Origin of the sequence: Psychrobacter sp. PG1 (assembly GCF_014897815.1) — a bacterium.
GTDB lineage: Bacteria > Pseudomonadota > Gammaproteobacteria > Pseudomonadales > Moraxellaceae > Psychrobacter.
On record NZ_JABUZG010000048.1, the window covers coordinates 1 to 26,663 of the forward strand.

The 26,663-nt window shown below is 41.9% G+C and carries 25 protein-coding genes; 7 read left to right on the plus strand and 18 right to left on the minus strand.

The genetic code is table 11. The features are described 5' to 3' along the window. Window positions 1-107: 107 nt before the first annotated feature. The gene (locus tag INT03_RS04395) at window positions 108-1,721 is read left to right on the plus strand and encodes a DUF2254 domain-containing protein (protein ID WP_226950245.1); all 1,614 of its coding nucleotides are present in this window, start codon (window positions 108-110) and stop codon (window positions 1,719-1,721) included. A 60-nt stretch (window positions 1,722-1,781) separates the two neighbouring features. After that, a complete protein-coding gene (locus tag INT03_RS04400) occupies window positions 1,782-3,089 on the plus strand; it encodes a cation:proton antiporter (RefSeq protein ID WP_264298297.1) in 1,308 nt (435 codons plus the stop codon). Between the two features lie 117 nt (window positions 3,090-3,206). On the opposite strand, the gene INT03_RS04405 is transcribed toward INT03_RS04400, so the two are convergent. Genes INT03_RS04405 through INT03_RS04415 form a run of 3 tightly spaced genes read right to left on the minus strand, consistent with a single transcriptional unit; the run spans window position 3,207 to window position 6,093 of the window. Beyond that, window positions 3,207-3,755 (minus strand): DUF2127 domain-containing protein, encoded by a 549-nt coding sequence (locus tag INT03_RS04405; protein ID WP_226950246.1) that lies wholly within the window; start codon window positions 3,753-3,755, stop codon window positions 3,207-3,209. After that, window positions 3,748-4,959, minus strand: coding sequence for a dihydroorotase (locus tag INT03_RS04410; protein WP_193007801.1), 1,212 nt, complete (start codon window positions 4,957-4,959; stop codon window positions 3,748-3,750). The genes INT03_RS04405 and INT03_RS04410 overlap by 8 nt, the downstream gene beginning before the upstream one ends. A gap of 60 nt (window positions 4,960-5,019) precedes the next feature. Next, complete coding sequence (locus INT03_RS04415; protein WP_193007802.1) at window positions 5,020-6,093, minus strand: aspartate carbamoyltransferase catalytic subunit; 1,074 nt, start codon at window positions 6,091-6,093, stop codon at window positions 5,020-5,022. Between the two features lie 416 nt (window positions 6,094-6,509). Between INT03_RS04415 and INT03_RS04420 the strand changes: the two genes are divergently transcribed. Both INT03_RS04420 and INT03_RS04425 read left to right on the plus strand, forming a co-directional pair. After that, complete coding sequence (locus INT03_RS04420; RefSeq protein WP_193007803.1) at window positions 6,510-7,493, plus strand: class 1 fructose-bisphosphatase; 984 nt, start codon at window positions 6,510-6,512, stop codon at window positions 7,491-7,493. Between the two features lie 103 nt (window positions 7,494-7,596). Continuing rightward, on the plus strand, window positions 7,597-8,391 hold the full coding sequence (locus INT03_RS04425; RefSeq protein ID WP_193007804.1) for a TrmH family RNA methyltransferase: 795 nt from the start codon (window positions 7,597-7,599) through the stop codon (window positions 8,389-8,391). A gap of 96 nt (window positions 8,392-8,487) precedes the next feature. Here the strand turns inward: INT03_RS04425 and INT03_RS04430 are convergent, their stop codons facing one another. The 8 genes from INT03_RS04430 to INT03_RS04465 form a co-directional block, all read right to left on the minus strand. Next, the gene (locus INT03_RS04430; RefSeq protein WP_193007805.1) at window positions 8,488-9,420 is read right to left on the minus strand and encodes an electron transfer flavoprotein subunit alpha/FixB family protein; all 933 of its coding nucleotides are present in this window, start codon (window positions 9,418-9,420) and stop codon (window positions 8,488-8,490) included. 151 nt (window positions 9,421-9,571) lie between these two features. Beyond that, entirely contained in the window at window positions 9,572-10,321 is a 750-nt protein-coding gene (locus INT03_RS04435; RefSeq protein ID WP_045446670.1) for an electron transfer flavoprotein subunit beta/FixA family protein, read from the minus strand. Between the two features lie 466 nt (window positions 10,322-10,787). Continuing rightward, a complete protein-coding gene (locus tag INT03_RS04440) occupies window positions 10,788-11,204 on the minus strand; it encodes a DUF421 domain-containing protein (protein WP_226950247.1) in 417 nt (138 codons plus the stop codon). A gap of 400 nt (window positions 11,205-11,604) precedes the next feature. After that, on the minus strand, window positions 11,605-11,817 hold the full coding sequence (locus INT03_RS04445) for a cold-shock protein (RefSeq protein ID WP_010196799.1): 213 nt from the start codon (window positions 11,815-11,817) through the stop codon (window positions 11,605-11,607). Between the two features lie 380 nt (window positions 11,818-12,197). Then, entirely contained in the window at window positions 12,198-12,623 is a 426-nt protein-coding gene (locus INT03_RS04450) for a hypothetical protein (RefSeq protein WP_045454429.1), read from the minus strand. 269 nt (window positions 12,624-12,892) lie between these two features. Further along, window positions 12,893-13,909, minus strand: a complete 1,017-nt coding sequence (gene ilvC, locus INT03_RS04455; protein ID WP_045446660.1) for a ketol-acid reductoisomerase — start codon at window positions 13,907-13,909, stop codon at window positions 12,893-12,895. A 147-nt stretch (window positions 13,910-14,056) separates the two neighbouring features. Then, a complete protein-coding gene (gene ilvN / locus INT03_RS04460) occupies window positions 14,057-14,554 on the minus strand; it encodes an acetolactate synthase small subunit (protein WP_045454430.1) in 498 nt (165 codons plus the stop codon). Then, the gene (locus INT03_RS04465; protein ID WP_193007806.1) at window positions 14,554-16,386 is read right to left on the minus strand and encodes an acetolactate synthase 3 large subunit; all 1,833 of its coding nucleotides are present in this window, start codon (window positions 16,384-16,386) and stop codon (window positions 14,554-14,556) included. Before INT03_RS04465 ends, ilvN begins: the two co-directional genes overlap by 1 nt. 862 nt (window positions 16,387-17,248) lie before the next feature. Here INT03_RS04465 and INT03_RS04470 point away from each other — a divergent pair. Beyond that, window positions 17,249-17,746, plus strand: coding sequence for a DUF4124 domain-containing protein (locus tag INT03_RS04470; protein ID WP_193007807.1), 498 nt, complete (start codon window positions 17,249-17,251; stop codon window positions 17,744-17,746). Window positions 17,747-17,754: 8 nt separating this feature from the next. Here the strand turns inward: INT03_RS04470 and INT03_RS04475 are convergent, their stop codons facing one another. Next, window positions 17,755-19,494 carry an NAD(P)H-hydrate dehydratase gene (locus INT03_RS04475; RefSeq protein ID WP_193007808.1) on the minus strand — a complete coding sequence of 580 codons (1,740 nt, stop codon included), beginning with the start codon at window positions 19,492-19,494 and terminating at the stop codon, window positions 17,755-17,757. A gap of 192 nt (window positions 19,495-19,686) precedes the next feature. Between INT03_RS04475 and queG the strand changes: the two genes are divergently transcribed. Then, entirely contained in the window at window positions 19,687-20,919 is a 1,233-nt protein-coding gene (gene queG / locus INT03_RS04480; protein ID WP_055125279.1) for a tRNA epoxyqueuosine(34) reductase QueG, read from the plus strand. A 110-nt stretch (window positions 20,920-21,029) separates the two neighbouring features. Here the strand turns inward: queG and lysM are convergent, their stop codons facing one another. From lysM to INT03_RS04510, 6 genes are all read right to left on the minus strand, one after another. Next, window positions 21,030-21,539, minus strand: coding sequence for a peptidoglycan-binding protein LysM (lysM, locus tag INT03_RS04485; protein ID WP_055125278.1), 510 nt, complete (start codon window positions 21,537-21,539; stop codon window positions 21,030-21,032). A 302-nt stretch (window positions 21,540-21,841) separates the two neighbouring features. After that, entirely contained in the window at window positions 21,842-22,078 is a 237-nt protein-coding gene (gene acpP / locus INT03_RS04490; RefSeq protein WP_025652201.1) for an acyl carrier protein, read from the minus strand. A 282-nt stretch (window positions 22,079-22,360) separates the two neighbouring features. Next, a complete protein-coding gene (gene fabG / locus INT03_RS04495) occupies window positions 22,361-23,089 on the minus strand; it encodes a 3-oxoacyl-ACP reductase FabG (protein ID WP_045454442.1) in 729 nt (242 codons plus the stop codon). Next, window positions 23,086-24,054, minus strand: coding sequence for an ACP S-malonyltransferase (gene fabD / locus INT03_RS04500; protein WP_055125277.1), 969 nt, complete (start codon window positions 24,052-24,054; stop codon window positions 23,086-23,088). Before fabD ends, fabG begins: the two co-directional genes overlap by 4 nt. 437 nt (window positions 24,055-24,491) lie before the next feature. Beyond that, window positions 24,492-24,674, minus strand: a complete 183-nt coding sequence (rpmF, locus tag INT03_RS04505; protein WP_011512869.1) for a 50S ribosomal protein L32 — start codon at window positions 24,672-24,674, stop codon at window positions 24,492-24,494. Window positions 24,675-25,011: 337 nt separating this feature from the next. Further along, a complete protein-coding gene (locus INT03_RS04510; protein WP_045446650.1) occupies window positions 25,012-25,605 on the minus strand; it encodes a YceD family protein in 594 nt (197 codons plus the stop codon). 185 nt (window positions 25,606-25,790) lie between these two features. Here INT03_RS04510 and INT03_RS04515 point away from each other — a divergent pair, with 185 nt between their 5' ends. Beyond that, complete coding sequence (locus INT03_RS04515; RefSeq protein WP_193007809.1) at window positions 25,791-26,531, plus strand: elongation factor P hydroxylase; 741 nt, start codon at window positions 25,791-25,793, stop codon at window positions 26,529-26,531. Window positions 26,532-26,663 lie beyond the last annotated feature (132 nt).

A 26,663-nucleotide genomic window follows, 5' to 3' on the forward strand; every position in this document is an offset into this window, starting at 1 on the left:
ATTCTTTTAAAACGTTGCACTTCTTATTTGAATCTAGGGTCAAATAAAATCCTAGCTTAGTAATAAAAAATGGGTCACTTTTTAGGTCATTTGTGGAGCATATAATATTGAATAAACACCCTGAAAGTGGCTGGTTTAACCCTGCATTGCTGACAATAACGCACAGACTAAAGCAGTTCGCCCAGTTATGGTCGCTACAGACACTGACCGATATGCCTGATCGACTAAGAAACCTATGGCAGCAGCTTATCGGCTCTTATTGGTTTATCCCAACGGCATGCGTCATCGTTGGAATATTGCTTGCGCCTTTATTGGTCACTATCGATCAACACTTTGACCGCGAAACCGTCAGAGAGATTACCTTTGCTTTTACCGGTGACGACGATGCGGCGCGCGCTATCATGACTGCCATCGCAGGCGCAGTATTAGGCGTAGCAGGCACGACCTTTTCCATTACAATCGCCGTGCTGTCGATGGCCTCTTCGCAATTTGGCCCACGGCTATTGCGCAATTTTTTAACCGATACACCCAATCAATTTGTGTTGGGGGCGTTCATTGGCACGTTTAGTTATAGTTTATTGGTGTTAAAATCCATCCATAAGTATGACGTGGCTTTTGGTGTGCCACAGCTCGCAGTGACTTTTGGTATTATTATGGCTATTATATGTGCGCTGTTGCTGGTGTACTTTGTACAGCATATGGTACATGCCATTCAAGCTTCCCATGTGATTCAAAACGCCAGCAATGATGCGATTAATAATATTCACTATTGGTATCGTGATCATTGCGATATACAGCATCAACGCGATATAGAACATCATGACATTGAACAGTTTCATCACTGGTCAGCGATGCCCATCTATCCACCAAGCTCAGGTTATGTCCAACAATTTTACCTTGAGTCACTGATTACACTGACACAAGACTATGGTGGCGTGGTGCAAATGCGTATCAATCTTGGTGATTATGTCACTGATAAAAACGTCATTGGCTACTTTTACCAACGTCCAGCAGGTCATCCAAACAATCGACAAAAAACAGCGACGCCATCTTTAGCTGTTGTACCGCGTGCCCCTGACGGGCTTTTTTGGCAACGCTTTGCAGGCTGTATACGTATCGAACAACGACTGGCTCATTCTAACGATATTGCTTATAGCTTGGGACAAATGACAGAAATCGCCGTCCGCGCCTTATCGCCCGGTATCAATGATCCAAAAACAGCGGTCAACTGCGTACAATCACTAACCAGTTGCTTAAGTATTATGATGCGTCGCCAGCCGCCCAGTCCCTATCATTTTTATACACCGGCACAAAACGATGATTCATCGAAAGCCGAAGTTGACCAGCGACGCTTGGCGATATTAGCCATAGTTACTCATACTCCCAAAATATCTGATTTTATCAATACCTCACTTGGCGAGATACGTCGGTATGCAGCAGCAGATTTGATGGTCTTAAAAGCGCTATGTCAGGCGATGGTCAATCTAAGTTATGCTCGCGTAAATAACGCACAGCAGCAAACCCTATTGCATGAGATAAAAATGATTGAGCGCGCAGGAGAAGAAAACCTAAGCTATCAAGAGCTGATAGATGACTTGAGCGCGATGTGCCAACAAGCCCAACAGTTCATACTTAGCAACGATGCTCATCATCAGTATTTTAACTATGTTAGCGCGTTTGACAGCCATATTCGCCAAGCATTACAAACGCAATCAAAATAAAAAGACAAACGATAACTAAACTAAAATCAAACCTATTTAGTGTATGTAAGCGCTAAGCTTATGACAATTTTAAACTCACTTGAGAATTTTTTCATGGCCCCTACCAGTAGCCTAACCATACTTGAAATCAGCGCGATATTCTTATCAATCACAGCCCTATTAACTTACGTTAACCATCGTTTTATTGGTCTACCGACCACGATTGGCGTGATGGTTATCTCCATTTTATTATCTATTGGCGCCATATTTTTGGGATTTTTGGGATTTGATCAGCTCATTGATTATGAAGTAAGCTTATTAGAGCAGCTTGATTTTACCGAAGTCTTATTAGATGGCATGCTCTCTATGCTGTTATTTGCAGGGGCGCTGCACGTCAATATCAGCGATTTAAAACGTTATAAACTGCCTATTGGTATCCTTGCTTGCGTCGGTACCATCGTCTCTGCGATGCTTATCGCCACGGCGCTTTATTTTATGCTGCCGCTGCTTGGTTTCGGTTTGCCGTTTCTTTGGTGTTTGCTATTCGGTGCTCTAATATCACCGACCGACCCCATTGCTGTGATGGGCATCCTTTCATCGGCTGGCGCGCCAAAAAGTATAGAAACGGTCATCGCAGGTGAGTCTTTATTTAACGATGGTATCGGCGTCGTCATCTTTGTATTGCTGCTAGGTATTTTATCCAGTGGTGATATCCCAACCGCCAATTATGTGGCGCATACTCTAGCGGTTGAAGCCGGTGGCGGCATTGTTTTTGGCTTAGTACTTGGGGCGATTTTGTATTACATGCTGAAAAGTATCGATAGCTATCAAGAAGAAGTGTTGTTAACGCTTGCTGGTGTGATAGGTGGTTATGCACTCGCCAGCCATTGGCATTTATCAGGACCACTCGCCATGGTGATGATGGGGTTGATGGTTGGGAATCGCGGACGAGCATTGGCGATGAGCGATAAAACGCGGCATTATATTGATTTATTTTGGGAATTAATCGATGAAATTCTCAATGCTATTTTATTCGTACTCATCGGTTTAGAAGTAGTGATGATTGCTTATTCGGGTAATTTATTTATCGCCGCTGGCTTGACGATTGTCATTGCCCTAGTTGCGCGTTTTATCGTTGTAGGTATGACGACCAAAACCTTTCATCGTCAGCTCGATTTACCGACTGGTGCATGGAAAGTGCTGACATGGGGCGGATTACGTGGTGGTATTTCGGTTGCTTTAGTATTGCAGCTGCCGCTGGGAACCGAACGCGATATCTTGTTGGCACTCACTTATGCAGTGGTGATATTCTCTATCTTGGTGCAAGGTTTGAGTATTGGCAAAGTCGCCAAAAGCATTCGCACTGATAAAAGTATAGCAAAACCATAATTTGTAACCAGTTTTAAGCCAATCGTTTTAGCAAAAGAAAGCCAGCATAAGACAGTATCTTATGCTGGCTTTTTCATACATATTCAGTTTTTTTGATAGCCGCTATATACGCCTTTTTTATATCAATCCTTTACGCTTCATATTACGATATACCACGACCACAATAAGAAGATTCGAGACTAATATTCCAAGTTTAAACCAATCAAATGGGCTAACGATTAGATAGTAAAGCTCAATAGGAATAAACACCCCATAACCCAGCACACCAAACCAATACGCCCATGTTTTATCCTGCCATAAGCCATAAGCCTCAAGAAAACGTAGACTGGCGTAAGCAAAGATTAATAACAAGAATAATGACCAGTTTTTACTTGCCTGCTGGGCAATCCGTACTGCACTGTCAACTTGCGGTGCCAGTAGCTGTCCAAAAGTCTGTTGCCAAGAATCAGTCGCCGTCGTTAGCCAATGGTCAAGATCAGTATGCCATGACCATAAAGCCCCTGCCCCTAATAGTGCACCGACCCCTTTAACCACCTCATAGATTGCCACCGCTTTGATAGATTCACTGGCAGTACTGTGCGACTTGATGGTTTGGTTGTGCAAGTGATGATCGCTATCCTTCGAGGATGGTTGCAGACTATCATCCTGCCTAGGCAAATTAGCCAAAGAAAGTCTCCACAACGTGGCCTTGCAACTGCTGATTAAAGAATGGCGTGTTTTTACCATTGGACAGCATGGATTGGGCGGTCACTTGCCACTCTAACTTAGGATCCACCAGTACTGCGCCGCCGATTTTTTCATATTGCTCACTAATACCAGCGATTTTCGCCGGATTGAGACAGATTTTATCGACAAGTTGCTCTAAGGTTAACACCTCATCATTGACTAGCTGACAAGCCAGCGCCATAAAGGTATCAAAATTTGAGATGCCTGGTGTACTCTCAGCAAATGGGGCTTTTTTGGCGGTACTGTTCAAGGGTTCATGATGGCTACATATCGCATCAATGGTGCCATCTTTTAGACCACGGCGGATGGCTTGCTGATCGGTATTACTACGCAGGGGTGGTAATACATAGGCTTGGGCGTTAAAACCCTCTAAATTGTCATCGGTCAAATACAACTGATGCATGGCCACATCACAAGTCACGGGCAGGCCTTTATCTTTTGCCCAGCGCATTAATTCAATTGAAGATTTACAGGATAATTGACTAAAGTGAGCGGCGATGCCCGTTTCTTCAACCATTAGCAACTGCGTTGATAAGGCAACCGTTTCAGCAATCCAAGGAATCCCCTGCAAGCCATGATATGAAGCGATATAACCTTCATGAGCCACGCCATCACCAGATAGACTTGGCTCATCAGGATAAAAGAACACTTTCATATTAAAAGTCGCGGCGTATTCCAGTGTACGCAGTAATACTAAATCATTGCGAAAAGGGCGGCGCGCATTAGAAACGGCTATGCAACCGCCTTTTTTAAGCCCAGCGATATTTGATGGGCGCTCACCTTCTAAACCAGCAGTCAATGCACCCAAAATATGCAAATATATGCCGCCATCACCAAGCGCGCGCTCACGTAAGCCTTTTAATAATGAACCGTTCTCTAAGATAGGATTGGTATCAGGAGGAATGACCACATGCAAAAAACCATTGCCACGAGCAGCGCGCCCTTCTGACTCCAAAGTGCCATGTTGTTGTTGACCTGGTTCACGTAGGCGGGCGCACAGATCCACCAAAGGCGGCAGTAGCCACATTTCACGACCAGCTTCGAGTGACGCCAACTTATCTGTCGCAGCACTTGATAGTGAGTCTTTAAATGATTGAGGAAGATGGTTAATTATCGGTGCATCTATATTTAACATAGTTGTCATGAGCGTTATTACCGTATCAATAAAATGGGATAAATAAATATAAAACAGCGAGGCAGAGGATTATTTACTCGCAGCTTGGTGAGCGCGCTGACCTTCCATAGCTAACGACAGTACTGCCATACGAATAGCGATGCCGTTATTCACCTGTTTTAAAATCACTGACTGGTCGCCATCAGCAACGCTTGATGCAATCTCAACACCGCGGTTCATCGGCCCTGGATGCATGACCAACGCATCGGGCTTAGCCAACGCCATGCGCTCTGGTGTAATACCGTAGTGTTTATAATATTCACTCGATGATGCCAATAGTGGCGAGCCGATACGTTCGTTCTGTATTCTTAATCCCATAATGACATCACAGTTCGTGACACAGTCATTCATATCTTCATAGACTTGTACCCCAAAACGCTCAATGCCTTTCGGTAATAAGGTACGCGGCGCACAGACGCGAATGTCTTTTACACCCAAGGTTTGTAGCGCACTAATGTCTGAGCGCGCCACTCGCGAATGCTTGATATCGCCAACGATAGCCACTGACAGCTCCTCAAATGGGCGCGGCGCTTCACGATGAATAGTGAGCATATCGAGCATCCCTTGCGTTGGATGCGCATGCCAGCCATCACCGCCATTAATAATAGCAATATTCGGTGTGACCTCTGTTGCCATAAAATGGGCAGCACCTGATGCTGAATGCCGTACCACAAAGATATCTGCCGTCATGGCTTGTAGATTCCACAGCGTATCACGCAAGCTTTCGCCTTTTTTAGTGCTAGAGCGCTCGATATCGATATTAAGCACATTGGCACCGAGACGCTTTTCGGCTACCTCAAAGGTCGTACGGGTACGCGTTGACGGTTCAAAAAATAAATTCATCACCGTATAGCCTTCGAGCTCAGGGCGGTTAATGAGCTGTCCATTATCATCAAAAAACGTCTCTGCTTTGGCAATAATCGCCTGTAACTGCGCTTTATTAAGACCTTCCACCCCCAAAAAATGGCGAATACTGCCATCGCTATTAAGCTGCGGACGACTTAACGACGCATCAAGTTTCTCATGAATGGTATCAGGGTCGAATTTGGCATAATCCGTTGGCGAGACTGTCTGAGTTGAGCGGCTATCAGTAGAATTTGGCATAGTGGCAGGTCTTTATTGTTGGTTTATATGATTTAATAATCATTATTTATGCGTTTTTTGGCGATTTATAGTCGACGATAAGCACAGAGACAAGGACATTTTGGCACTTATTTGCTACAATTTACCCCAGTGGCAGTGAGAGACATAGCGCTGTAAAAAACAGCCATTGTTATCCTCTTGGGCAGTAGCCATAGACCTGTCAAAACCATCATCAAAAATCCGCTTAGCCAAACGATAAATAAATAATAATAGTGATAGTGTAGCTGATTTTGTGGTCAGGACAAAGATGCCGTGCGAGGTATTTAAAAATTTGCCAGATTTAGGTCTGTAACGTGCGACCCAACCGATTTTCCAACCCCTTATTTAATCCTTAGTTTCAGTAGCCTTTATTTTAACAGCATTTATTAGGAAGCCTTATGACAACCCTTACAGACTATCTCAATGATTATTCGCCCAATCCTGCACTGAGTGACGTTATTACTACTGTCACTGACGTGGGTAAAACCATCTCACAATTATTGAGAAAAGGGGCACTAGCAGACATTCTAGGCGAAGCTGGCAACCAAAACGTCCAAGGTGAAGACCAAAAGAAACTGGACGTACTGTCCAATGACTTATTGTTAGATGCATTAGCGAAAAATACACATTGTGCAGGCGTTGCCTCAGAAGAGCTTGACGATGCTACCCCTGCCAATGCAGACGGCAGTTTGTTGGTATTGTTCGATCCGCTTGATGGTTCATCAAACATCGATATTAATATGGCCGTTGGCACTATTTTTTCTATTTTACCGTACCAGCGCCAAGGTCAAGTCAGTGAAAATAGCGACTTCTTGCAAGCTGGTAATCAACAGTTAGCAGCCGGTTATTTGCTTTATGGTACCTCTACCGTACTAGCGCTAACTATCGCCGATCATGTCGTGATGTTTAGCCTAGATCCTGACACTAACGATTATGTATTGATACAAGAAAACGTGCAAATCGATGCCGATACCAGTGAATACGCCATCAATGCTTCAAACTACCGCTACTGGCGCGCACCCATGCAGCAGTATATCGATGAGTTAATTGCTGGCGAAACGGGTGTCCGTGGTCGCGATTTCAATACACGCTGGGTGGCGGCCATGGTCGGTGATGTGCATCGTATTTTATGTCGTGGTGGTCTCTTCACTTATCCGTTCGATACCAAATATGCCAATAAAGCTGGCAAATTACGCTTGATGTATGAAGCCAATCCAATGAGCTTATTGATTGAGCGTGCGGGTGGCGCTGCTACTGATGCAGTCAATCGCATTTTAGACATAGAGCCAACCGATATTCACCAACGCGTCCCAGTGGTACTAGGCAGCAAAAATGAAGTCGATTATGTTAAAAATCTGCATATAAATTACGCTGATAAATAAGCACTTTGCCTTTACTTTGATAACAGTCAGTATAAAGCCAGAGCATTTATAAGCTTTATACTGATCGTTTAATTTTTTTATATTTTTTTCTAAGCGATCCACTATGGTAGCAAATCCCACCGAGCTTATTACCTCAGATAAAAATACGACCGTTAAACTTGTCAAATCCTTGTTAACGCAAGCGCGGCAGCGGAAGAAGCAAGGGCAAACGGTGATTGAGGGCGTCCATCTCATCGATGCGGCGCTGCGTAGCGACTACCCGTTTGTCCAGATCCTACTCGCAGAGTCTGCGCACAACCATCCTGAGGTTCAGCAAATTTTGACGCACTTGCCTACTTATACGCCTATTTTCACGTTATCAAATTCGCTGTATGAGAGCATTCGTAGCTTAGGTACTGGTATCGATATCATGGCAATCATTAAAGTACCAACGCCTCATTTATCGATGATTGATAATGACTGCTTGATTTTAAATGATGTGCAAGACAGCGGCAATGTGGGCACTCTATTACGCACCGCAGCAGCGGTTGGCATCAAGAATATACTCTGTACCAGTGCGACAGCACAAGCGTGGTCCCCTAAGACATTACGAGCAGGCATGGGCGCTCAGTTTGCCCTGACCATTTATGAAGATCTAAGTGTGCAAGATATTTTAGACCATGTGCAAACACCGCTATTTGCTACCAGCTCCCATACTGATACAGTCATTTATAAACATGACTTAAAAAAACCTATCGCTTGGATTATGGGGCATGAAGGACAAGGCGTTTGTGACGAACTGATGCAGTGCGCCACCCCTATCGCTCTACCACAGCCTAATGGTCAAGAAAGCCTTAATGTCGCCATTGCAGGCTCATTATGCTTATATGAAACGCTACGTCAAAGAAACTATAACTAATGTTGTTTGACTGAATCAAAAACATACCTCTCAAATACGAAAAACCCGCTATAAATAATAGCGGGGTTTTATACTTAACTAATCACTAAATAACGATTAAACCTTGCTAGTAAGCTCAGGCAATGCTGTAAATAAATCCGCTTCTAAGAAATAATCAGCAACGCTAGCGATAGGTGCTTCTGGGTCATTGTTGATAGCAACAATAACTTTAGAATCTTTCATACCCGCTAAATGCTGAATCGCGCCTGAAATGCCCGCTGCAATATATAAGTCTGGTGCAACGATTTTACCCGTTTGACCGACCTGCATATCGTTTGGTACGTAACCTGCGTCAACAGCGGCACGTGATGCACCAACGGCAGCGCCAAGTTTATCAGCCAATGGTTCGATATATTTGGTAAAGTTCTCGCCATTTGCTAAGGCACGACCACCAGAAACCACAATGCCTGCTGAAGTCAATTCAGGACGATCAGATTTCGCCATCTCTTCATTAACGAAGCTTGCTTTGCCAGTTTCTTGCACGTTGTCGATTGTCTCAACAGTAGCTGAACCACCTTCGCTTGCTACTGGGTCAAAAGCTGTGGTACGTACTGTTATGACGGCTTTATCTTCTGTGGTCTTAACAGTTGCTGTTGCGTTACCAGCATAGATAGGACGCTCAAACGTTTGCGCATCTACGACGGCTGAGATTTCTGATAGCATGCTTACGTCAAGTAAAGCGGCAACACGTGGCATAAAGTTCTTACCAGTGGTTGTTGCTGGTGCAAGGATATGGCTGTAATCACCAGCGATATCAGCAACCAATAGCGCAACGTTACCCGCTAATTGATGCTCATAGGCAGCGTTGTCTGCTAATAATACTTTAGTCACGCCTTCTGCTTTAGCTGCTTGGTCAGCGACAGCTTGAGCACCACTACCTGCAACCAACACATGGATATCATCACCCATTTGCTTAGCAGCAGCGATGGTATTCAAAGTTGCCTTTTTCAGACTGGCATTGTCATGTTCTGCATATACCAAAATTGCCATGATTTTAATCCTTTTTTATTCGTATCATCTATTCATGCGGTTGTTTGTGTACAAAGCTGTTTGAGCAACTATTATTTTATATAAAATAAATCAGTTAAATCTATAGCTTTGTACAGGATATGCCGTAGCGAAGTATCCAATCATTGAAACATTAAATGACTTTTGCTTCGTTTCTTAGCTTATCGACCAACTCATCCACTGAACCCACTTTGATGCCAGCTTTACGTTCAGCAGGTGGCACAACTTTAATGATCTCTTGCTTAGAGGCCATATCAACACCAAAATCAGCAGGCGTTTTTTCGTCAAGTGGTTTTTTCTTCGCTTTCATGATGTTAGGCAATTTAGCATAACGAGGCTCATTCAAACGTAAATCAGTGGTGATAACCGCTGGTAACTCAAGTGCTAGCGTCTGTAAACCACCGTCGATTTCACGAGTCACGTTTACTTTATCGCCTTCAACTTTTACTTCTGATGCAAACGTACCCTGACCGATACCCATCAATGCCGCTAGCATCTGACCAGTCTGGTTGTTATCATCATCAATGGCTTGCTTACCCAATAAGATAATATCAGTGCCTTCACTCTCGGCGATATTTTTGAGGATCTTAGCAATTTGTAATGGATACGGCTTGTCGTCAGTCAACACTAAAACACCACGATCAGCGCCCAATGCTAACGCTGCACGAATTTGCTCTTGTGATTCTTTTGGACCGATTGAAGCAACAATGATTTCATCAATCACACCTGCTTCTTTTAGACGAACCGCTTCTTCTACTGCAATCTCATCAAAAGGATTGATTGACATCTTAGTGTTTGATAAATCAACGCCAGAGTTGTCAGCTTTTACACGAACTTTTACGTTGTAATCAATGACACGCTTGACCGCTACTAATGCTTTCATACGTTCCTCGTTTATTAATGTTATGAATTAAAAATTGTCAGTTAAGAACCAAAGGTTCATTTTTTTAAACTGTCGTTCAAAATACTACTTAGGGTTATTACTGCGTCAACAGATAGTAGTTAATTAAGCGAGAAGAAACAATACCGAAAATGGTATTAGTATCACACTACTCATTGATAAAATCTGCTAAAGCTAAGCCAACCATTATTATCAGACCCCTGTATCTTGCGTGAGCACAGGCATAAGGTCAAGACAACGCCGTGAATAATGCGTCATAAATTTGTCACCATTCTATAATAAATAGTTTATAAGTACACAATTTTACAGTCTTCTTTAACCTACATTCTCAATATTTCACCTATTTTTAGCACTGTCAATACGATAGTTACTTAATGGATTGTTGTGATCTATCTCGCTGGCATCAATCGAGAACATCAATCGACAACAATAATCAAAAACTCAAAATCTACGATTTTCTATTTTTACTGGAACCAATCAGCAACTCACTGTCGCGTATATCATCGAATAATGACCAGTCAGGCGTGACTGCATTATTTTTGATGACACTCATATCCCCTGTGGTTTCCATAATGACAGCAAATACTTCCGTTTTAGACTTGATCCCATTCTTGCGTAAAACCTGTTGAACATCACTGGTACTAAGATTGGCCTCTTTTAAATTTCTACTAAAATACTCGCCATGCGCCATTAATATAATGGCTCGATTGTCTATCAGAGATTTTAACGGTTTGAATTTACGCCTGATAAATGAGATAACCCCTTGAATCACAAACAATACTGCGACAGAAAACAGCCCTTGCATTAATGACGGTGTGTCTGATAGCACCGTTGAAGCGAGTATACTGCCAATACCGACAGTCATCGCAAAATCATGGCTTGAGAGCTTGGAGAAACTTCGCAACCCCATCAATCTTGTAAATAACATTAACCCTAAATAAAAACCGATTGCAGATAGAGAAATACCCAGCACTTACTGCCAATCGATTGAAAACCATGCCTCCCACTTCATAAAACAACCTTATTTTGTTAGATCTTTTTTGAGTCAGTGCTGATGACTGACAGCTAATATCAGTATGCTTTTGATGATTTTACGTTTATAGCAAAAAAAATGGCATAAAAAAAGCAACCTGATAAGAGGTTGCTTTTTTTTAGAGTTGAAACAGTATTTTTATTGTTTTAACAAACAAAGGCATCAATGCATATTGATAATCTTACTGTCATCAAGCTTACTGACTAATCAGCTTACCAGATGTCAAATGAGATTAGATAGCTTCGATTTGCTCGGCTTGTGGGCCTTTTTTGCCATCACCTAAGATGAAAGACACTTTTTGGCCTTCGGCTAGAGTTTTGAAACCACCACCTTGGATAGCGCTGTAGTGAGCGAATACGTCTTGTCCGCCATTGTCTTGAGCGATAAAACCAAAACCTTTAGCTTCATTAAACCACTTTACAGTGCCTTCAACTTTATCTGACATAAATTTTCCTAACTCTTTAACTGTTGGCGAGACGTGTGTCGTCACCGATTAATTGATATATACCCAAACTATTTTCTGCTAAATGCAACAGTCAATACGATCAAAATATCGTTAGATAGCTTGAAATTACGACCTAAAATCTTTTGAGTACAGCCTGATTATAGCAGCTTTTTATAATCGCAACAGGTTAAATTGATGATTTTTGTAAACAACGACAATCCGTTTTTAAAAGTCACGAAAGCCAATTAAATACTATCTAATACATTGATAAGAAAGATATTTTATATCATTTACTATCTATCATTCTAACGTAAAGGTGTCATTTAAGTTGGTGACAGCATTATCTCAAATAATAAATAGGTGATAAGTCAGCATATGCTTCATTGAGATATCGGTAGCCACGGTGAACTTAATACTAACAAACAAAGCGCAAAAAATATCAGCGAAAATGACTGACTATAGGCGATGTATTTAGCAGGTATCACCAAGTCTTTAGGAGAATCAGGAATACCTTTACGTTTTAGTAAACGCGTCCCGTATATCCATCCAAAGGTAGTATAGATGCCATAAGCAGCAGGTACCGTAATGGCTAGTGGCGTCAAGTCAATCACATATAATATGACAACGGAAATAAAGAACCACAAAGTATCCAAGAGTGAGCTGATTTGAAAAAACTTAGATTTAGGCAATTTGCCATCGGTTTTTTTGAGCATCTCCCCTTCTATCCATATTAAAACAGCTACCACAGCGCTAAGAGTAATATATACGAATTGCGGCGTTAGCCAGTCTGGATAAGATATTTGCACAACACACAACCTATAATCTATAAAAAATAAGAACGCGCAACTCAATCGTCTTGATAATTAACCAGCAACTGGTTGCACTAAGAATATTCAAAAAATCAATGAAGGCTAGATATATGAGGCATCGATTGGTCGTTTTCAACCAACACCAAAGCGATTGTGGTTAAAATTTCACTAAAGTAGTGCAAACTAAAAAAGCCCACACTATTAAGTAATAGCATGGGCTCTTAGGTCTATATCAGCGATTAATCTCTTAATAGCCTAATACTGAATTAGTTTTTTTCTTTATCGATGATTTTATTACCGCCGATCCAAGGCATCATGCCACGTAGCTTAGCGCCAGTGATTTCGATTTGATGCTCTGCATTGTTACGACGACGAGCCGTCATTGAGGGATAGTTGGTTGCGCCTTCAGAGATAAACATCTTCGCGTACTCACCAGACTGAATGCGTTTTAGGGCATTACGCATGGCTTCACGTGATTGCTCATTGATGACTTCAGGACCAGTTACGTATTCGCCATATTCAGCGTTGTTACTGATTGAATAGTTCATGTCAGCGATACCGCCTTCATACATGAGGTCTACAATAAGCTTAAGCTCATGCAAGCACTCAAAGTAAGCCATTTCTGGGGCATAGCCAGCTTCAGTTAGGGTTTCAAAGCCCATTTTAACCAGCTCTACTGCGCCGCCACAAAGTACTGCTTGCTCACCGAATAGATCAGTTTCAGTTTCGTCTTTAAAGGTTGTTTCGATAATACCTGAACGACCACCACCAACACCAGCAGCATAAGAGAGTGCTAATTGTTTGGCTTGACCTGAAGCATCTTGGTAGATAGCGATAAGATCAGGGATACCGCCGCCTTTGGCAAACTCTGAACGTACCGTATGACCTGGTGCTTTTGGTGCAACCATAATGACATCAAGATCACCACGTGGTACGACTTGGTTATAATGAATCGCAAAACCATGAGCAAACGCTAGGGTTGCACCTTCTTTGATATTTGGTTCGATTACATCATTATATAGCTCTTTTTGAAACTCATCAGGCGTCAAAATCATGATGACATCAGCAGCTTTTACCGCTTCTTCTACTTCAGCTACTTTTAGACCTGCGTTTTCTGCTTTTTTCCATGAGCCAGAGTTAGCACGTAGACCAACGGTCACATCAACATCTGAATCTTGTAGGTTAAGCGCGTGTGCATGGCCTTGTGAACCATAACCAATAATGGCAACTTTTTTGCCTTGGATGATTGATAGATCACAATCTTTATCATAATAAACGTTCATAAACAGAGTCCTTTTCCTAAATCATGGCTTGCCATGGATAAATAAACACTTAAATTATAATCACCTTATCGAAGTGATGGGTGAGATAAGCGCTATGTTAATGTTTGAATAAATAATTTGACCTACAATAGGTACAGTAAGCACCCATTATAAACTGAGCGTTTTTTCGCCGCGTGCAATACCAATCACACCCGAACGCACCACTTCCATAATACGTTCACGACCAATCACATCAATAAAGCCGTCAAGTTTGGCTTTGTCACCGACGATTTGAATGGTATATAGATTGGCGTTCACATCAACGATTTGTGCGCGGAAAATATCGGCACTGCGTTTAATCTCTTCACGTACGCCACCCGTCGCCCGTACTTTTATGAGCATCAACTCGCGCTCGACGTGCACGGTATCTGATAGATTAAGCACTTTAACCACTTCAATCAATTTATGCAATTGCTTGGTGATTTGTTCTATTTTTTCAGGTGATGTAATAGTAGTCAATGTTAAGCGAGAAATACTCGAATCGTCTGTTGGCGCAACGTTCAAAGTTTCAATGTTGTAGCCACGTTGAGAGAACAAACCGACCACTCGCGACAACGAACCCGCTTCGTTTTCCATCAATACCGAAATCAGATGTTGTTGTTGCATTAGGTACGCTCCCCTTTTGTTAACCACATATCACGCATCGCTTGCCCAGCGATTTGCATTGGATATACATGCTCGTTACGATCGACATAAACGTCAATAAATACCAATCTATCTGTTATTGCCATGGCTTCCGCCAATTGCGCTTCCATGGTCGCAGGATCAGTAATCTTGATACCGACGTGACCATAGCTTTCAGCGAGTTTGACAAAGTCTGGTAGTGAATTCATATAAGAATGGGCATGACGACCTTCATACAGCATATCTTGCCACTGCTTCACCATGCCTAATTGGGCGTTATTTAGATTTAAGATTTTAACTGGCAAATTATATTGTAAGCAGGTTGAGAGCTCTTGAATATTCATCTGAATAGAGCCTTCACCCGTGATACAAACCACGTCACGCTCAGGGTGAGCAAGTTTGGCTGCCATCGCATACGGCAAGCCAACACCCATCGTCCCTAAACCACCTGAGTTTAGCCATTGGCGCGGCTCATTATAGGTATAATAAAGCGCGGCAAACATCTGATGCTGACCGACGTCACTGGTGATAATAGCGTTACTATTCGTCACTTTATCTAAAGCTTGAACGACCGCTTGGGGCTTAATGCCGTTATCGGTGCTAGTGTCATAACGCAGGCCATGACGCTTACGCCACTCATTAATCTGTGACCACCAATCCAACAATGCTGGTTGGTCTAGCTCTTTATCATCACCGACAATCTCTAGTATATCGGTCAGGACAGATTTAACATCACCCACGATCGGAATATGCGCATTAATCGTTTTTGAAATAGAGGTAGGATCAATATCAATATGAATAATCGTCGCATTCGGACAGAATTTTTTGACATTATTAGTGACACGGTCATCAAAACGTGCGCCAACTGCCAAGATGACGTCGGCATGATGCATGGTCATATTGGCTTCATAAGTGCCATGCATACCGAGCATACCCAAGAACTGACTATCAGAACCAGGGAACGCGCCCAAGCCCATTAAGGTATTGGTTACTGGTAAGTTTAAACGATGCGCAAGATTAGTAAGCTCTTTATGCGCATTACCTAAAACAACACCGCCACCAGAGTAAATAATCGGACGCTTTGCAGCAAGCAGCGTTTCAACCGCTTTTTTAATCTGACCACTATGACCTTTTAATGACGGCTGATACGAACGTATAAACACTTCTTCTGGATAAGCGTAAGCAAACTTTTCACTTGGCGCGGTCATATCTTTTGGTACATCAATCACTACAGGACCTGGGCGTCCAGACTGAGCAATATAAAAGGCTTTTTTGACAATCATTGGGATTTCGCTAGCGTGGCGCACTTGAAAGCTATGCTTCACGATAGGACGTGATACACCGACCATATCTGTTTCTTGGAAGGCATCTTCCCCAATTAGGCTGCTAGGTACCTGACCTGCGATAACCACCATCGGCACAGAATCCATAAACGCTGTTGCGATAGCCGTTACGGTATTAGTAGCACCTGGACCTGACGTCGCTAAGACCACCCCTGTCTGCCCTGTGACTCGCGAATAAGCATCTGCCATATGACCGGCTGCTTGCTCATGACGTACTAAAATATGCTCGATATTTTCTTGTTGAAACAAAGCATCATAGATATGAAGAACCGCACCACCTGGATAGCCAAAAATATATTTGACGCCCTCATCAGTCAGTGATTGCACCAACATCTCAGCACCAGATAGCATTATAGGTTGCTCACTACCCTCAGCGAGGCGTTGTTGCTTTTCTTCAAAATTTTTGGCGGCATTCCCCGTTTGGGTATGTCCCGTCATATTCGGACTTTGCGTGGTTTGCGTCACTGTCATCACCTTTTTTTTGTCAAGAATTGGCGTTCATTTATAAGAGAAAACCACGCTATTTACACAAGATGGTTCGTCTTATAGAAATGGCTGCAAATCCTTATCCATATCAAGAATGTGTGCCCACTATCTCTAAGCAACGCTGTTTTATAAGACAGCAGGTTACTCAAACACAGCAATATATGTAGGGTCAGTTTTATGGCAGGAGTCTATCGATGTACAGTGACAAGATGCGCGTGCATCTATAAAAGAAGCTTATTATTGATAAATAGCAGATAGCATTTACAACAGATTGATTTATACAGAGGCATTGATATTCACAATTTAAATCACTCTCACAGCCAATACTAATTTGTAAAATGGTTAGATTTTACGACAGGCTTATTAAAAAGATTTAATTGCTGAATATTTTTCCATGTTTAATACAACCGCTAGAGTCACGCTTAGCGCATTTCAAATAATAAGTTTATCTTAGTCATTGTAGACAGATAAGTCCGGAGACAATACATAAAGTCATCGATAACAATCGTTATGATTACTATCTTTGCAATATCATTGTCACAAAGAAACGAAAACTGCGTAAGCCACTGATAAGTAACCTATCGTCCTCATTTTCAAGTGCCACGGCAATATCATAAAAGCCGCTCACTGACCAATCAACTGCTATTATATTCGATGGTTTGTGAGCTATTGTCAAGAAAAACTTCTAAAGCCCATCCCTAACTATTAGTTATTAAATAATATACATTCATAAGGATTATTTGTTAGAATCGAAAGCTGGTACATTTTTAGTACCATTCCAACACTTAAATGTTATATTGACACATATATACACATCTGTTTTTTACCCCTTGAGAGGATTGCTACTATGGCATATGCGTCTAAAATAAATACTGCTACCAAACTGCTTATGAGTACTGCGTATGTGCTAATGCTGTCGATGAATGCCAGTCATGCTATTCAAGTTTATAAATCTGTCGGTGCACATGGTGAAGTCAAATACAGCCAACATGCGCCGCAAAATGGTAAAAACATTGAGCTGATTGAATTTCGTAGTGACGGCAGACAAAGCAATGCAGGACAATTGGCTGGCAAAACAGATGCCAATCAAAGTACTAATACTCAAAGCGCAGAAGAACAAAGAGTTGCAGCGCTTGAAGCACGGATTAAAGAACAAGAAGCACAAGCCAATGCACAGCGTTGCCAGTCACTCCGCAATAATTTGACCAACTTGAATGTCGGCGGACGTATTTATGAGATGGATGCAAATGGCAAGCGTCAATATTTAGACGGTCGTGAAATTGAGCTCAAACGTGAACGTGTACAGCAGGCAATTGATCAGTATTGTGGCAACTCAACTACTTAGGTTTAATGCTAATTATAGATGTTAATCAATAGCTGCATCACATGACGAATGGCTGCTGGCATATCCTGAGCTTGTAGCCCTCGCTGTCCAACTAATAACGTATTATTACTTTGATTGACCAGCGTATCCCCTGCTAATCCATGTATAACAACCGCCTGATGCAAGCTTTGCATTCCTGACGATAAATCTTGTTGTGCTAGCAGACCAGCAATGACACCAGATAACACGTCACCCATGCCAGCCGTCGCCATCCCCGCATTACCGACAGCACAAACATAAACGTGGTGCTCATCTAAGCCCTGCTCTAATATCAAAGAACCTGCGCCTTTTAGCACCCATTCACCACCATAAGTTGTAGCGCACTGTTTTATCGCTTGTAGTCTATCGCTTTCCACTTCACTGATTCTCTTATTCAGTAATCTAGCAGTTTCGCCACTGTGCGGTGTCAAACAAACTTGATGATTAACGCTATATTCTCGCAGCTGACTGACCAATTCATGATGCTCTAATTGCAATGATGCCAAATGATAAAGTCCATCAGCATCAATCACTATTGCCTTTTTAGCTGTCATCGCAGTTTGTAGATACTTTATAAACAACACTTTTGCTTTTTCATCACGACCAAGCCCCATACCAATCGCAATCACAGTGGCTGACTTGATTAACTCCTGCACTCCATCCACATCATGCAAATTGATCGTCATTGCATCTGGTAGTGAAGTTAATAGGGCGCTATGAAAAGCCTCATGGCAAGCAACCGTAATTTTACCCGCTCCTGCCGCCATCGAGCTCGAAGCAGACAGTATCGCAGCGCCGCCCATACCTTGTGAGCCATCGATACGATTACCGCCAATAATCAGTACATGACCATAGCTACCTTTGTAGCTATTTTGACGGCGAGGACTTAGACCATATGCAGTAGTAATCAGTGTTGCTACTGGCATGAACCTTTTATCATTTATTGGATAAGGTATCAGCGGTATATCAATTACCTTGCCGCTACAATCCATACCATCTTTGGTATGCAAACCGAATTTCCGTGCAATTAAACATAGCGTTATATCAGCCTGTATAGCCACCTGCTCAAACACCTCGCCAGTCGAAGCCACCAGACCACTTGGAATATCAACCGCAATGGCCAAGGTACTATTTTGTTCAGATAACTTATTAAAAGTGCTAATGGCTGTTTTATAAATACCTGTAGGTGCACGATCCAGACCAATACCAAACAGTGCATCAATATAGACATCGGCTTGCAGATTACCATCTACTCCTTCTTCTAGCTCACAAGCACTATTTTCAAAGCGTTGATAAGGGCAATTAGCCAATAGCGCCTCTTTTAGGACTTTTTGTGCATCGGAGAATGCTGTTGTGTTACTGATATCAAAATCATCACTCTCAAAACCCACTGTTACCACTTGTACCTGCCAACCCATTTTCTGTAAATAATGAGCAATGAGCCAACCGTCGCCACCATTATTACCCTTTCCAACCCAAATGCTCACTCGATGCTGGCGCATATGACGACGAGGCACATAAGTAGTGGCTGATGGATATATGTTTAATTGTTTTTGTTCATATAATTGTTCTATATGTTGCGCCATTTGCCAGGCTGCTTGTTTCATCAACCCAAAACTATCATGCCCCTCTACAAACCATGCTTGCTCCATCGCATAGAGTTGTTCACTGCTATATAACGGGATAGGTTTTGTACTTTTTATAGGTGATAAATTGATCTGATTTTTCATAACTAATCCTTAAGTATTTTTTGCTGATTTTTTATTTTATTGGCATATGATTACTATCATTTAGCATCAGCTTAGCAAACGCTTACATCAACGTATGTATCAATATGAATGTGAAATTATTTGCTTTTATACTTGCGCTCTTGGCTCACTGGCTTATTATATCGGTATTCACTCTATCACCTACTGTCACACATGAATAATCTTCCTAAAGCAAACTTGCCTATCTCTTCAACCCAGCAGAAATCAGCTAAGCAAATCTCTTCTGAACCTAAGCCTGCGTCCGAAAAAAAGATTAATGTGAATAATAGCCCAACATTTACCACCACAGCAGATGTCAAACAATGGATTAAAGACCAAGCACAGGCTTTAGGGTTTGCCGACTGCGGGTTTTTATCGGTGCATCACCCTTTATTTGCTAAGCAGATTGTACAATTGCAACAATGGCTCGAAAAAGGCTATGAGGGGCAACTGCAGTTTATGCATAACAATCATGAACTGCGGGCAAATCCTGACCAACTGGTAGAAGGGGCAAAAACCATCATCAGTGTTCGTATGGATTACCTGACTCAAGCACCAACCCCACGTACGATCACTGACAATGACTACCCCAATCAAGGCATCATCGCTCGTTATGCCAGAGGACGCGACTATCATAAAACGATGCGCAGTCGTTTGAAACAATTGGCACTAAAGATAGAAGCCATGCTTCCTGAGTGGCAACACCTCAATATAGGTTCAGAGCAAGATTTTATTTTTAGGCCTTTTAGTGACTCTGCGCCTATTTTCGAGCGACCCATTGCCGATGCTGCTGGTCTTGGCTGGACAGGAAAGCACACCTTATTAATCAACAAGCAAGCGGGTTCATTTTTTGTATTGGGTGAGCTATTTATTAGTCTCCAGTTACCTGATGACAAACCGGTCAAAGAGCATTGCGGCAGTTGTAGCGCTTGTATCGATATCTGTCCCACTCAAGCAATTGTCGCGCCCTATGAGCTCAATGCTGCAGCTTGTATCTCCTACCTCACTATCGAGCACGACGGTATTATTGATATAAAATACCGCCGCACGATTGGTAATCGCATCTTTGGCTGTGACGACTGTCAACTTATCTGTCCTTGGAATCGCTACGCCAATCTTACACCTGTAGAGGACTTCGCACCACGGCACAACCTTGATAGCAGCAGTCTGCTGGAACTGTGGCAATGGCAAGAAGCTGAATTTATGAAAAAAACTGAAGGCAGCCCACTTAGACGCACAGGCTATGTGAACTTCTTGCGCAATATCGCGATTGGTCTTGGAAATGCTAATGGTCATCAAGACACCATTACTCAGTTACAATCAAAGCTAGGCATACACAACGAGATGCTTGATGTACATATCAACTGGGCCATAGCTGAACAGTACGAGAAATTAGAGAACATTTAAATCTTAAGCTTATATTTATATAAACCCGAAAAAAATGCCTCTTATTATAGTAAGAGGCATTCTTTATTTTATTCACACATATCGCTGACAGTTCAAAACCATATTATGGCTTATGGCTTAGGAATACGCAGTACTTGACCAGGATAAATCTTATCAGGGCTAGATAGCATCGGCTTATTGGCTTCAAAGATTTTCATGTAATCATCCGCTGAACCATAAACCTCTTTTGCAATCTTAGACAAGCTATCACCAGATTTCACTGTATACATCGTTGACTCAGGCGCATCTTCTTCGATATCAATATTATCGATTACCTTGGCCACGTTTTGTACATTACCAATGGCGATAATCGCTTTTTCGCGGTCTGCTTGCGTTTTAGCTTTACCGCTGATTTCTGCAGTATCTGTTGAGCCGTTATACTTGATTTTCAAATCGCTAATATTAAGATTCTGCTGTTGAATGCGACGAAGTAAAATATTGGCAACTGATTGCGCAGAAGGTTCGCTACTCTGTACTGGCGTATTAGCGTCTGCTTTTGTTTCTGACTTGGCATCGTGTTTGGCGTCATCACGATTGAAAATTTTATCACCGATATCTTTTGCAAAACTGAACATACCCATTTACATACTCCTTTAAATATTGTTATTTATTATTCATCATTATTTTTTTAATGGCATATACTTTCATATATAACCACACTTTATATATCACTATACTTTGTTACTACTTACCATTATGAGTATAGACAAAGATAGGTGAGGTAGATAGTAATAGTATGTTGAGTAATGTTGATTTGGCGTAGCTTATGTTAACGTATTGATTAATCACATAACTACCTGTTGCCATGGCAAATTAAGAACATAAAAAAACCGCCTATCTCTACAGATAGGCGGCTAGAATAACTCGCTAAGCCACTAGCTAATTATAGCTGCGCTTGTACATAATCAATCGCTTTTTGAACAGTCGTTAATTCTGCTGAATCTTCATCAGGAATGGTAATGCCAAAGTCACTTTCAAATGACATAACCAATTCGACTAGGTCTAACGAATCTGCACCTAAGTCTTCCATAAATGATGCATCATTGTTGATATCTTCAACATTCATACCCAATTGCTCAGCTACTGCAGCTTTAACTCTTAGCTCGGTATCATTACTCATGTAGATTTCTCCTTTTTGATCTATTATTTTGGCAAGTCACCATAGGCCTATCATTAGGCTCTACGGCATTGTATATAAAATCATATCTTCAGATTAGCACAGCTATCCGAGTACTTTGTAACTTGTTTTATAGCTGGTTATACATTTTGACTGATGTCTAGTAAAGCCCTGCTATAATACAGGGCTTTGACATAAAAGTATCCGTCATTATAACACCCTTTATTATAGTTTACACTCGTGCACAGAGTTTTTTATTATAACTGTGTAACACTTATTTATCACCTACATATACATACCACCATTGACAGGAATAACAGCGCCTGTGATATAACTGGCCTCATCGCTGGCTAAGAAATGTACGGCGGCGGCAATGTCTTCTGGCTGTCCAAGGCGACTGATAGGTACAGCGTCTAGCATAGAGTTCAATAGGCGCTCATCAAGCTCGTCCGTCATATCCGTTTCGATCAAACCAGGGGCTACGCAATTAATCGTCACTTGTCGTGAGCCAATTTCACGCGCGAGCGTACGGCTGAACCCTTCGACGCCTGCTTTGGTCGCCGCATAGTTCGATTGACCTGCATTACCCATTTGAGCAACGACAGAGGTTATATTGATGATGCGACCACGGCGTGCTTTCATCATACCGCGCACAGCACGTTTACTCATGCGGTATACAGACGTCAAATTGGTATCGATAACATTTTCCCAATCGTCATCTTTCATACGCATCAGCAGACCATCTTGGGTGATACCTGCATTATTAACCAAGACTTGTACTGCGCCGTAGACGCTCTCAATCTCTTCAAACAGCTTATCAATTTGTGCGGTATCGCGTACGTCTAAAACACGTCCAATACCGCCACTATCGTGGAGATAACCATCAATCAGCTCAGCACCTTTTTCCGTAGTCGCTGTACCAATAACAAAATGTCCTTCTTTGGCGAAACGTTTGGCAACGGCTTTACCAATACCACGGCTAGCACCTGTCACTAGAGTAATCGTACGACTCATGATAACACCTCCATTAATTTATCAAGACGAGCGGGCTTGTCAGTAGGATAGCTCATAATTGGCTGTGCTTGGCGCTTCGCCAAGTTGCTCAATACATTACCACTGCCGCATTCGATTAAAATATTAATTTGTTTGTCAGCCAGCTCTTGCATGGTTTTTGACCATAATACTGGTTGGCTTAATTGCTCTGTTAATGCCTGCTTGATACCGACCGCACTGCTCTCGACACGCGCATGTCGATTTTGGATAACAGGAATCGTCGCTTGATCAAATTTTATTTCTGCCAGAATCTCAGCCAATGCAATACTCGCTGGTTCCATTAGCGCGCAATGTGATGGTACGCTTACCTTTAGCGGGATAGATTTTTTGCCTGTGTTTTGCACTTTATCAATAACGGCATTCACACCAGCAGCATTACCCGATATCACCACTTGTCCCGGACTATTAAAGTTGGCTGCACCTACAATGGCACCCTCGACATGTTCAGTCGCTTGCTCACACAAGTTTTCTACTCGATTGTCCTCAAGCCCTAACACTGCTGCCATGGCAGTATCGACACCTACAACGGCTTCTTGCATCAACTGACCGCGCTTATGTACCAATTTAACCGCATCAGCAAGCGATATGACTTCAGCCGCACAAAGCGCACTGTACTCACCTAGAGAATGACCCGCTAAATAACAAGGCGCTGTGGTTATTTTTTGTTTTAAGATACGCCAAATGGCGATGCTGGCCGTCAGTAATGCTGGCTGAGTATATTGTGTTTGATTGAGTTTTTCTTCATTTTGACAGATTGCCCATAAGTCTTCACCAAGCGCGGCGCTAGCTTCAGTAAAGGTATCGAGAATCTCTGGATAGATTTCAGCAAGCTCACTAGTCATCCCGACTACTTGCGATCCTTGACCAGGAAAAATTACCGCAATACGTGTCGGCGGCTTTTTTACCATATCGGGTACAGAGGCCATAACCAATATTCCTTATTTAATTGGAAATATCCCTAAAAACAATTGGGGTTTATTATATTATTAGAGGCGATATAAAGCCGTTGCTTTAGTATTTGTCTAAAAAAACGGATTATCGATAAACTATACACTGACGCACACTATTATCATAGCGGATGCAACTGAAACACGTATAGTAAAAGATACCACTCACATTAAAATGGTAGAGTATATCGATTCATTTTCATATTTTCTAAAGGCACATGGTAAAAGGTTGTTCAAATACCTACCATAAAAGCTAATAGCAAAAAGCCAAGTTATCTAGCCACATAATATATGATAGCGAAATAACTTGGCTTTCTTCAGCTCAAAGCATATTACCTAATAACAGCGTTGCAAAAATAATGACAGTCACCAGTACTATCATTATTTTTGCAATTAGCTATTGAATAGCCAACAATTTAAGCGTCTTGACTAACTTTAAACAACTGGCGACCACGGTAGAAACCATCTTTAGTCATGTGATGACGACGATGTTTTTCACCAGTGGTAGCATCTACGCTTATCTCAGCGATTTCCATACGATGATGTGAACGGCGCATGTCACGACGAGAACGACTTTTACGACTTTTTTGAACGGCCATGATATAGCTCCTATACTTAAAAGGGGATAAGCTTGAAATTCAGCTTTAATCGACACTGACAGAGGCTATATAATCACAACAACCTAAGTCTTACGCATCATTAGTTAAATAGATTGCCACGTATTAAAGTGTTGATTACGTCTAAAATCTATAGTTAGTCTGCAAGATCAGCATCTATCTGCCAGTAGCAGATTGCTAGAATGCAATAAACGGGACATTATACGCATGTTTAGCGGATTAATAAAGCCCTGCTTCTCACTCTTTGGTAGAAAGCTGATGAAAGGTATCATAAATTTATTAAGTAGTACATTTATATATGACTTGTCTCTTAATAAGATTACAACTTGCCTTTTAGAGAGGCTAAAGCAGCAAAAGGATTTTCGCTTTCTTCCTCTTCTGGAATCTCACCAAATTGCTCTACCGTCATTTCACAGTCGTCATGTTTTGGCGACATTGGCGTCTTCAGTAATATCTCATCTTCTACCAATTTTTTGAATGGCAATAAAAGCTCTGGTGCAGGCTCAGTAATAATTTCATCAAGTAATAAATAATCTTGTTCATCATTGATTGAACGTGCTTGGCTCTCATCTTCTAGTAGCGCAATATTATAATCATCAGACAAATCGATAGCTACTGGCTGTAGGCAACGCTGACAGGTTAACCAAACTTCACCCGTCAGTGTGAATGCCAAATGTAAGACATTATTGCGTCGATACAGATTGGCATTAAGCGAGATATTTGCTTGTTCATGTTCGGTGGCTAAGGTAGCAGCAAGACGTTTGAAAGCGCTTGGCTCTACCTCTCCTGTCCATTCATATCCAGTATCTGCCCATTTATCCAAAGAAATAGATTCAGGCATACTAGTAGATAAAGGCGCTTTTTTATTATCAGCATAACCTGCTGACGGTTTACTTTCTGGAGTGCTTGACATGCGCGACCTCATTCATCAAAACGGTGTATAATATTGCCTGCCATACTAACGGAAAGCATTGAGCGACGCTAGCGCTAGTATGTTAAATTTATTTGATATAAGCTCTATTTTTATCTCTTTATTTCTCCTATTTATATTCAAAGATAGTTCTTCTTTTTATCTTTTATTTGACCAGTGCTTTACCTATGAATGTGTTTAATGATAAACCTGACTTCTCGAACCTACTTTCTCCACTTGAAGCAAAGATACTATTGCAACGTCTCACTACGTTAACCAGTAATGTGAATGCCTCTTCCACTGACTCGTGGAACCTTAAAAACAATCAGTGCTTAGAGGATGTAAAAAGTGAATGGCAAAGGTTAGAAAGGTTAGCTACTATCAAAGGCTTAGATGGCACTCCATCATTGGTTAATAAATACGAGCAAGCGGCTACTGATTGGCTCATCCAATTATTCAATAATTTATTCGCTCATCAAAATGTGACATTGGTTCGTGGACAAGGAGAACCAGAGTACTTTCCGGCACAAAATAACGAACCCGCAAAAATTGCATTCGCTCATGGATTTTTTGCTAGTGCGTTGCATGAAATGAGCCATTGGTGTGTGGCTGGAGAGGCTCGTAGACGTTTGCCTGACTTTGGCTACTGGTACGCACCAGATGGGCGTACTGCCGCTCAGCAGCAAGCATTTGAACGTGTAGAGATTAAGCCTCAAGCATTAGAGTGTTTATTTACTCTCGCTTGTGAACGGCAGTTTCAAGTCTCACAAGACAACCTGTTTGCTGACTTTGATACGAGCAATAGTACATTCGCAAACGACGTCTACCGACAAGTGCAACAATACATCGCTAAGCCCAATATATTGCCACCTGATGCTAAGACTTTATTACACGCTTTACTCAGTGTCTCTATAGCTGATCTAGAGTAACAGCGGCATATCAGCTTAGAAGTGTGGCATTTTTGCGTTAACGATTGTCTACGCATAGTAACGGCTTGCAATCAAACTTATATTGGCTTTGCGCTATACTAAGAAGGCAATGATGCTTTTTTAGTAAACTTA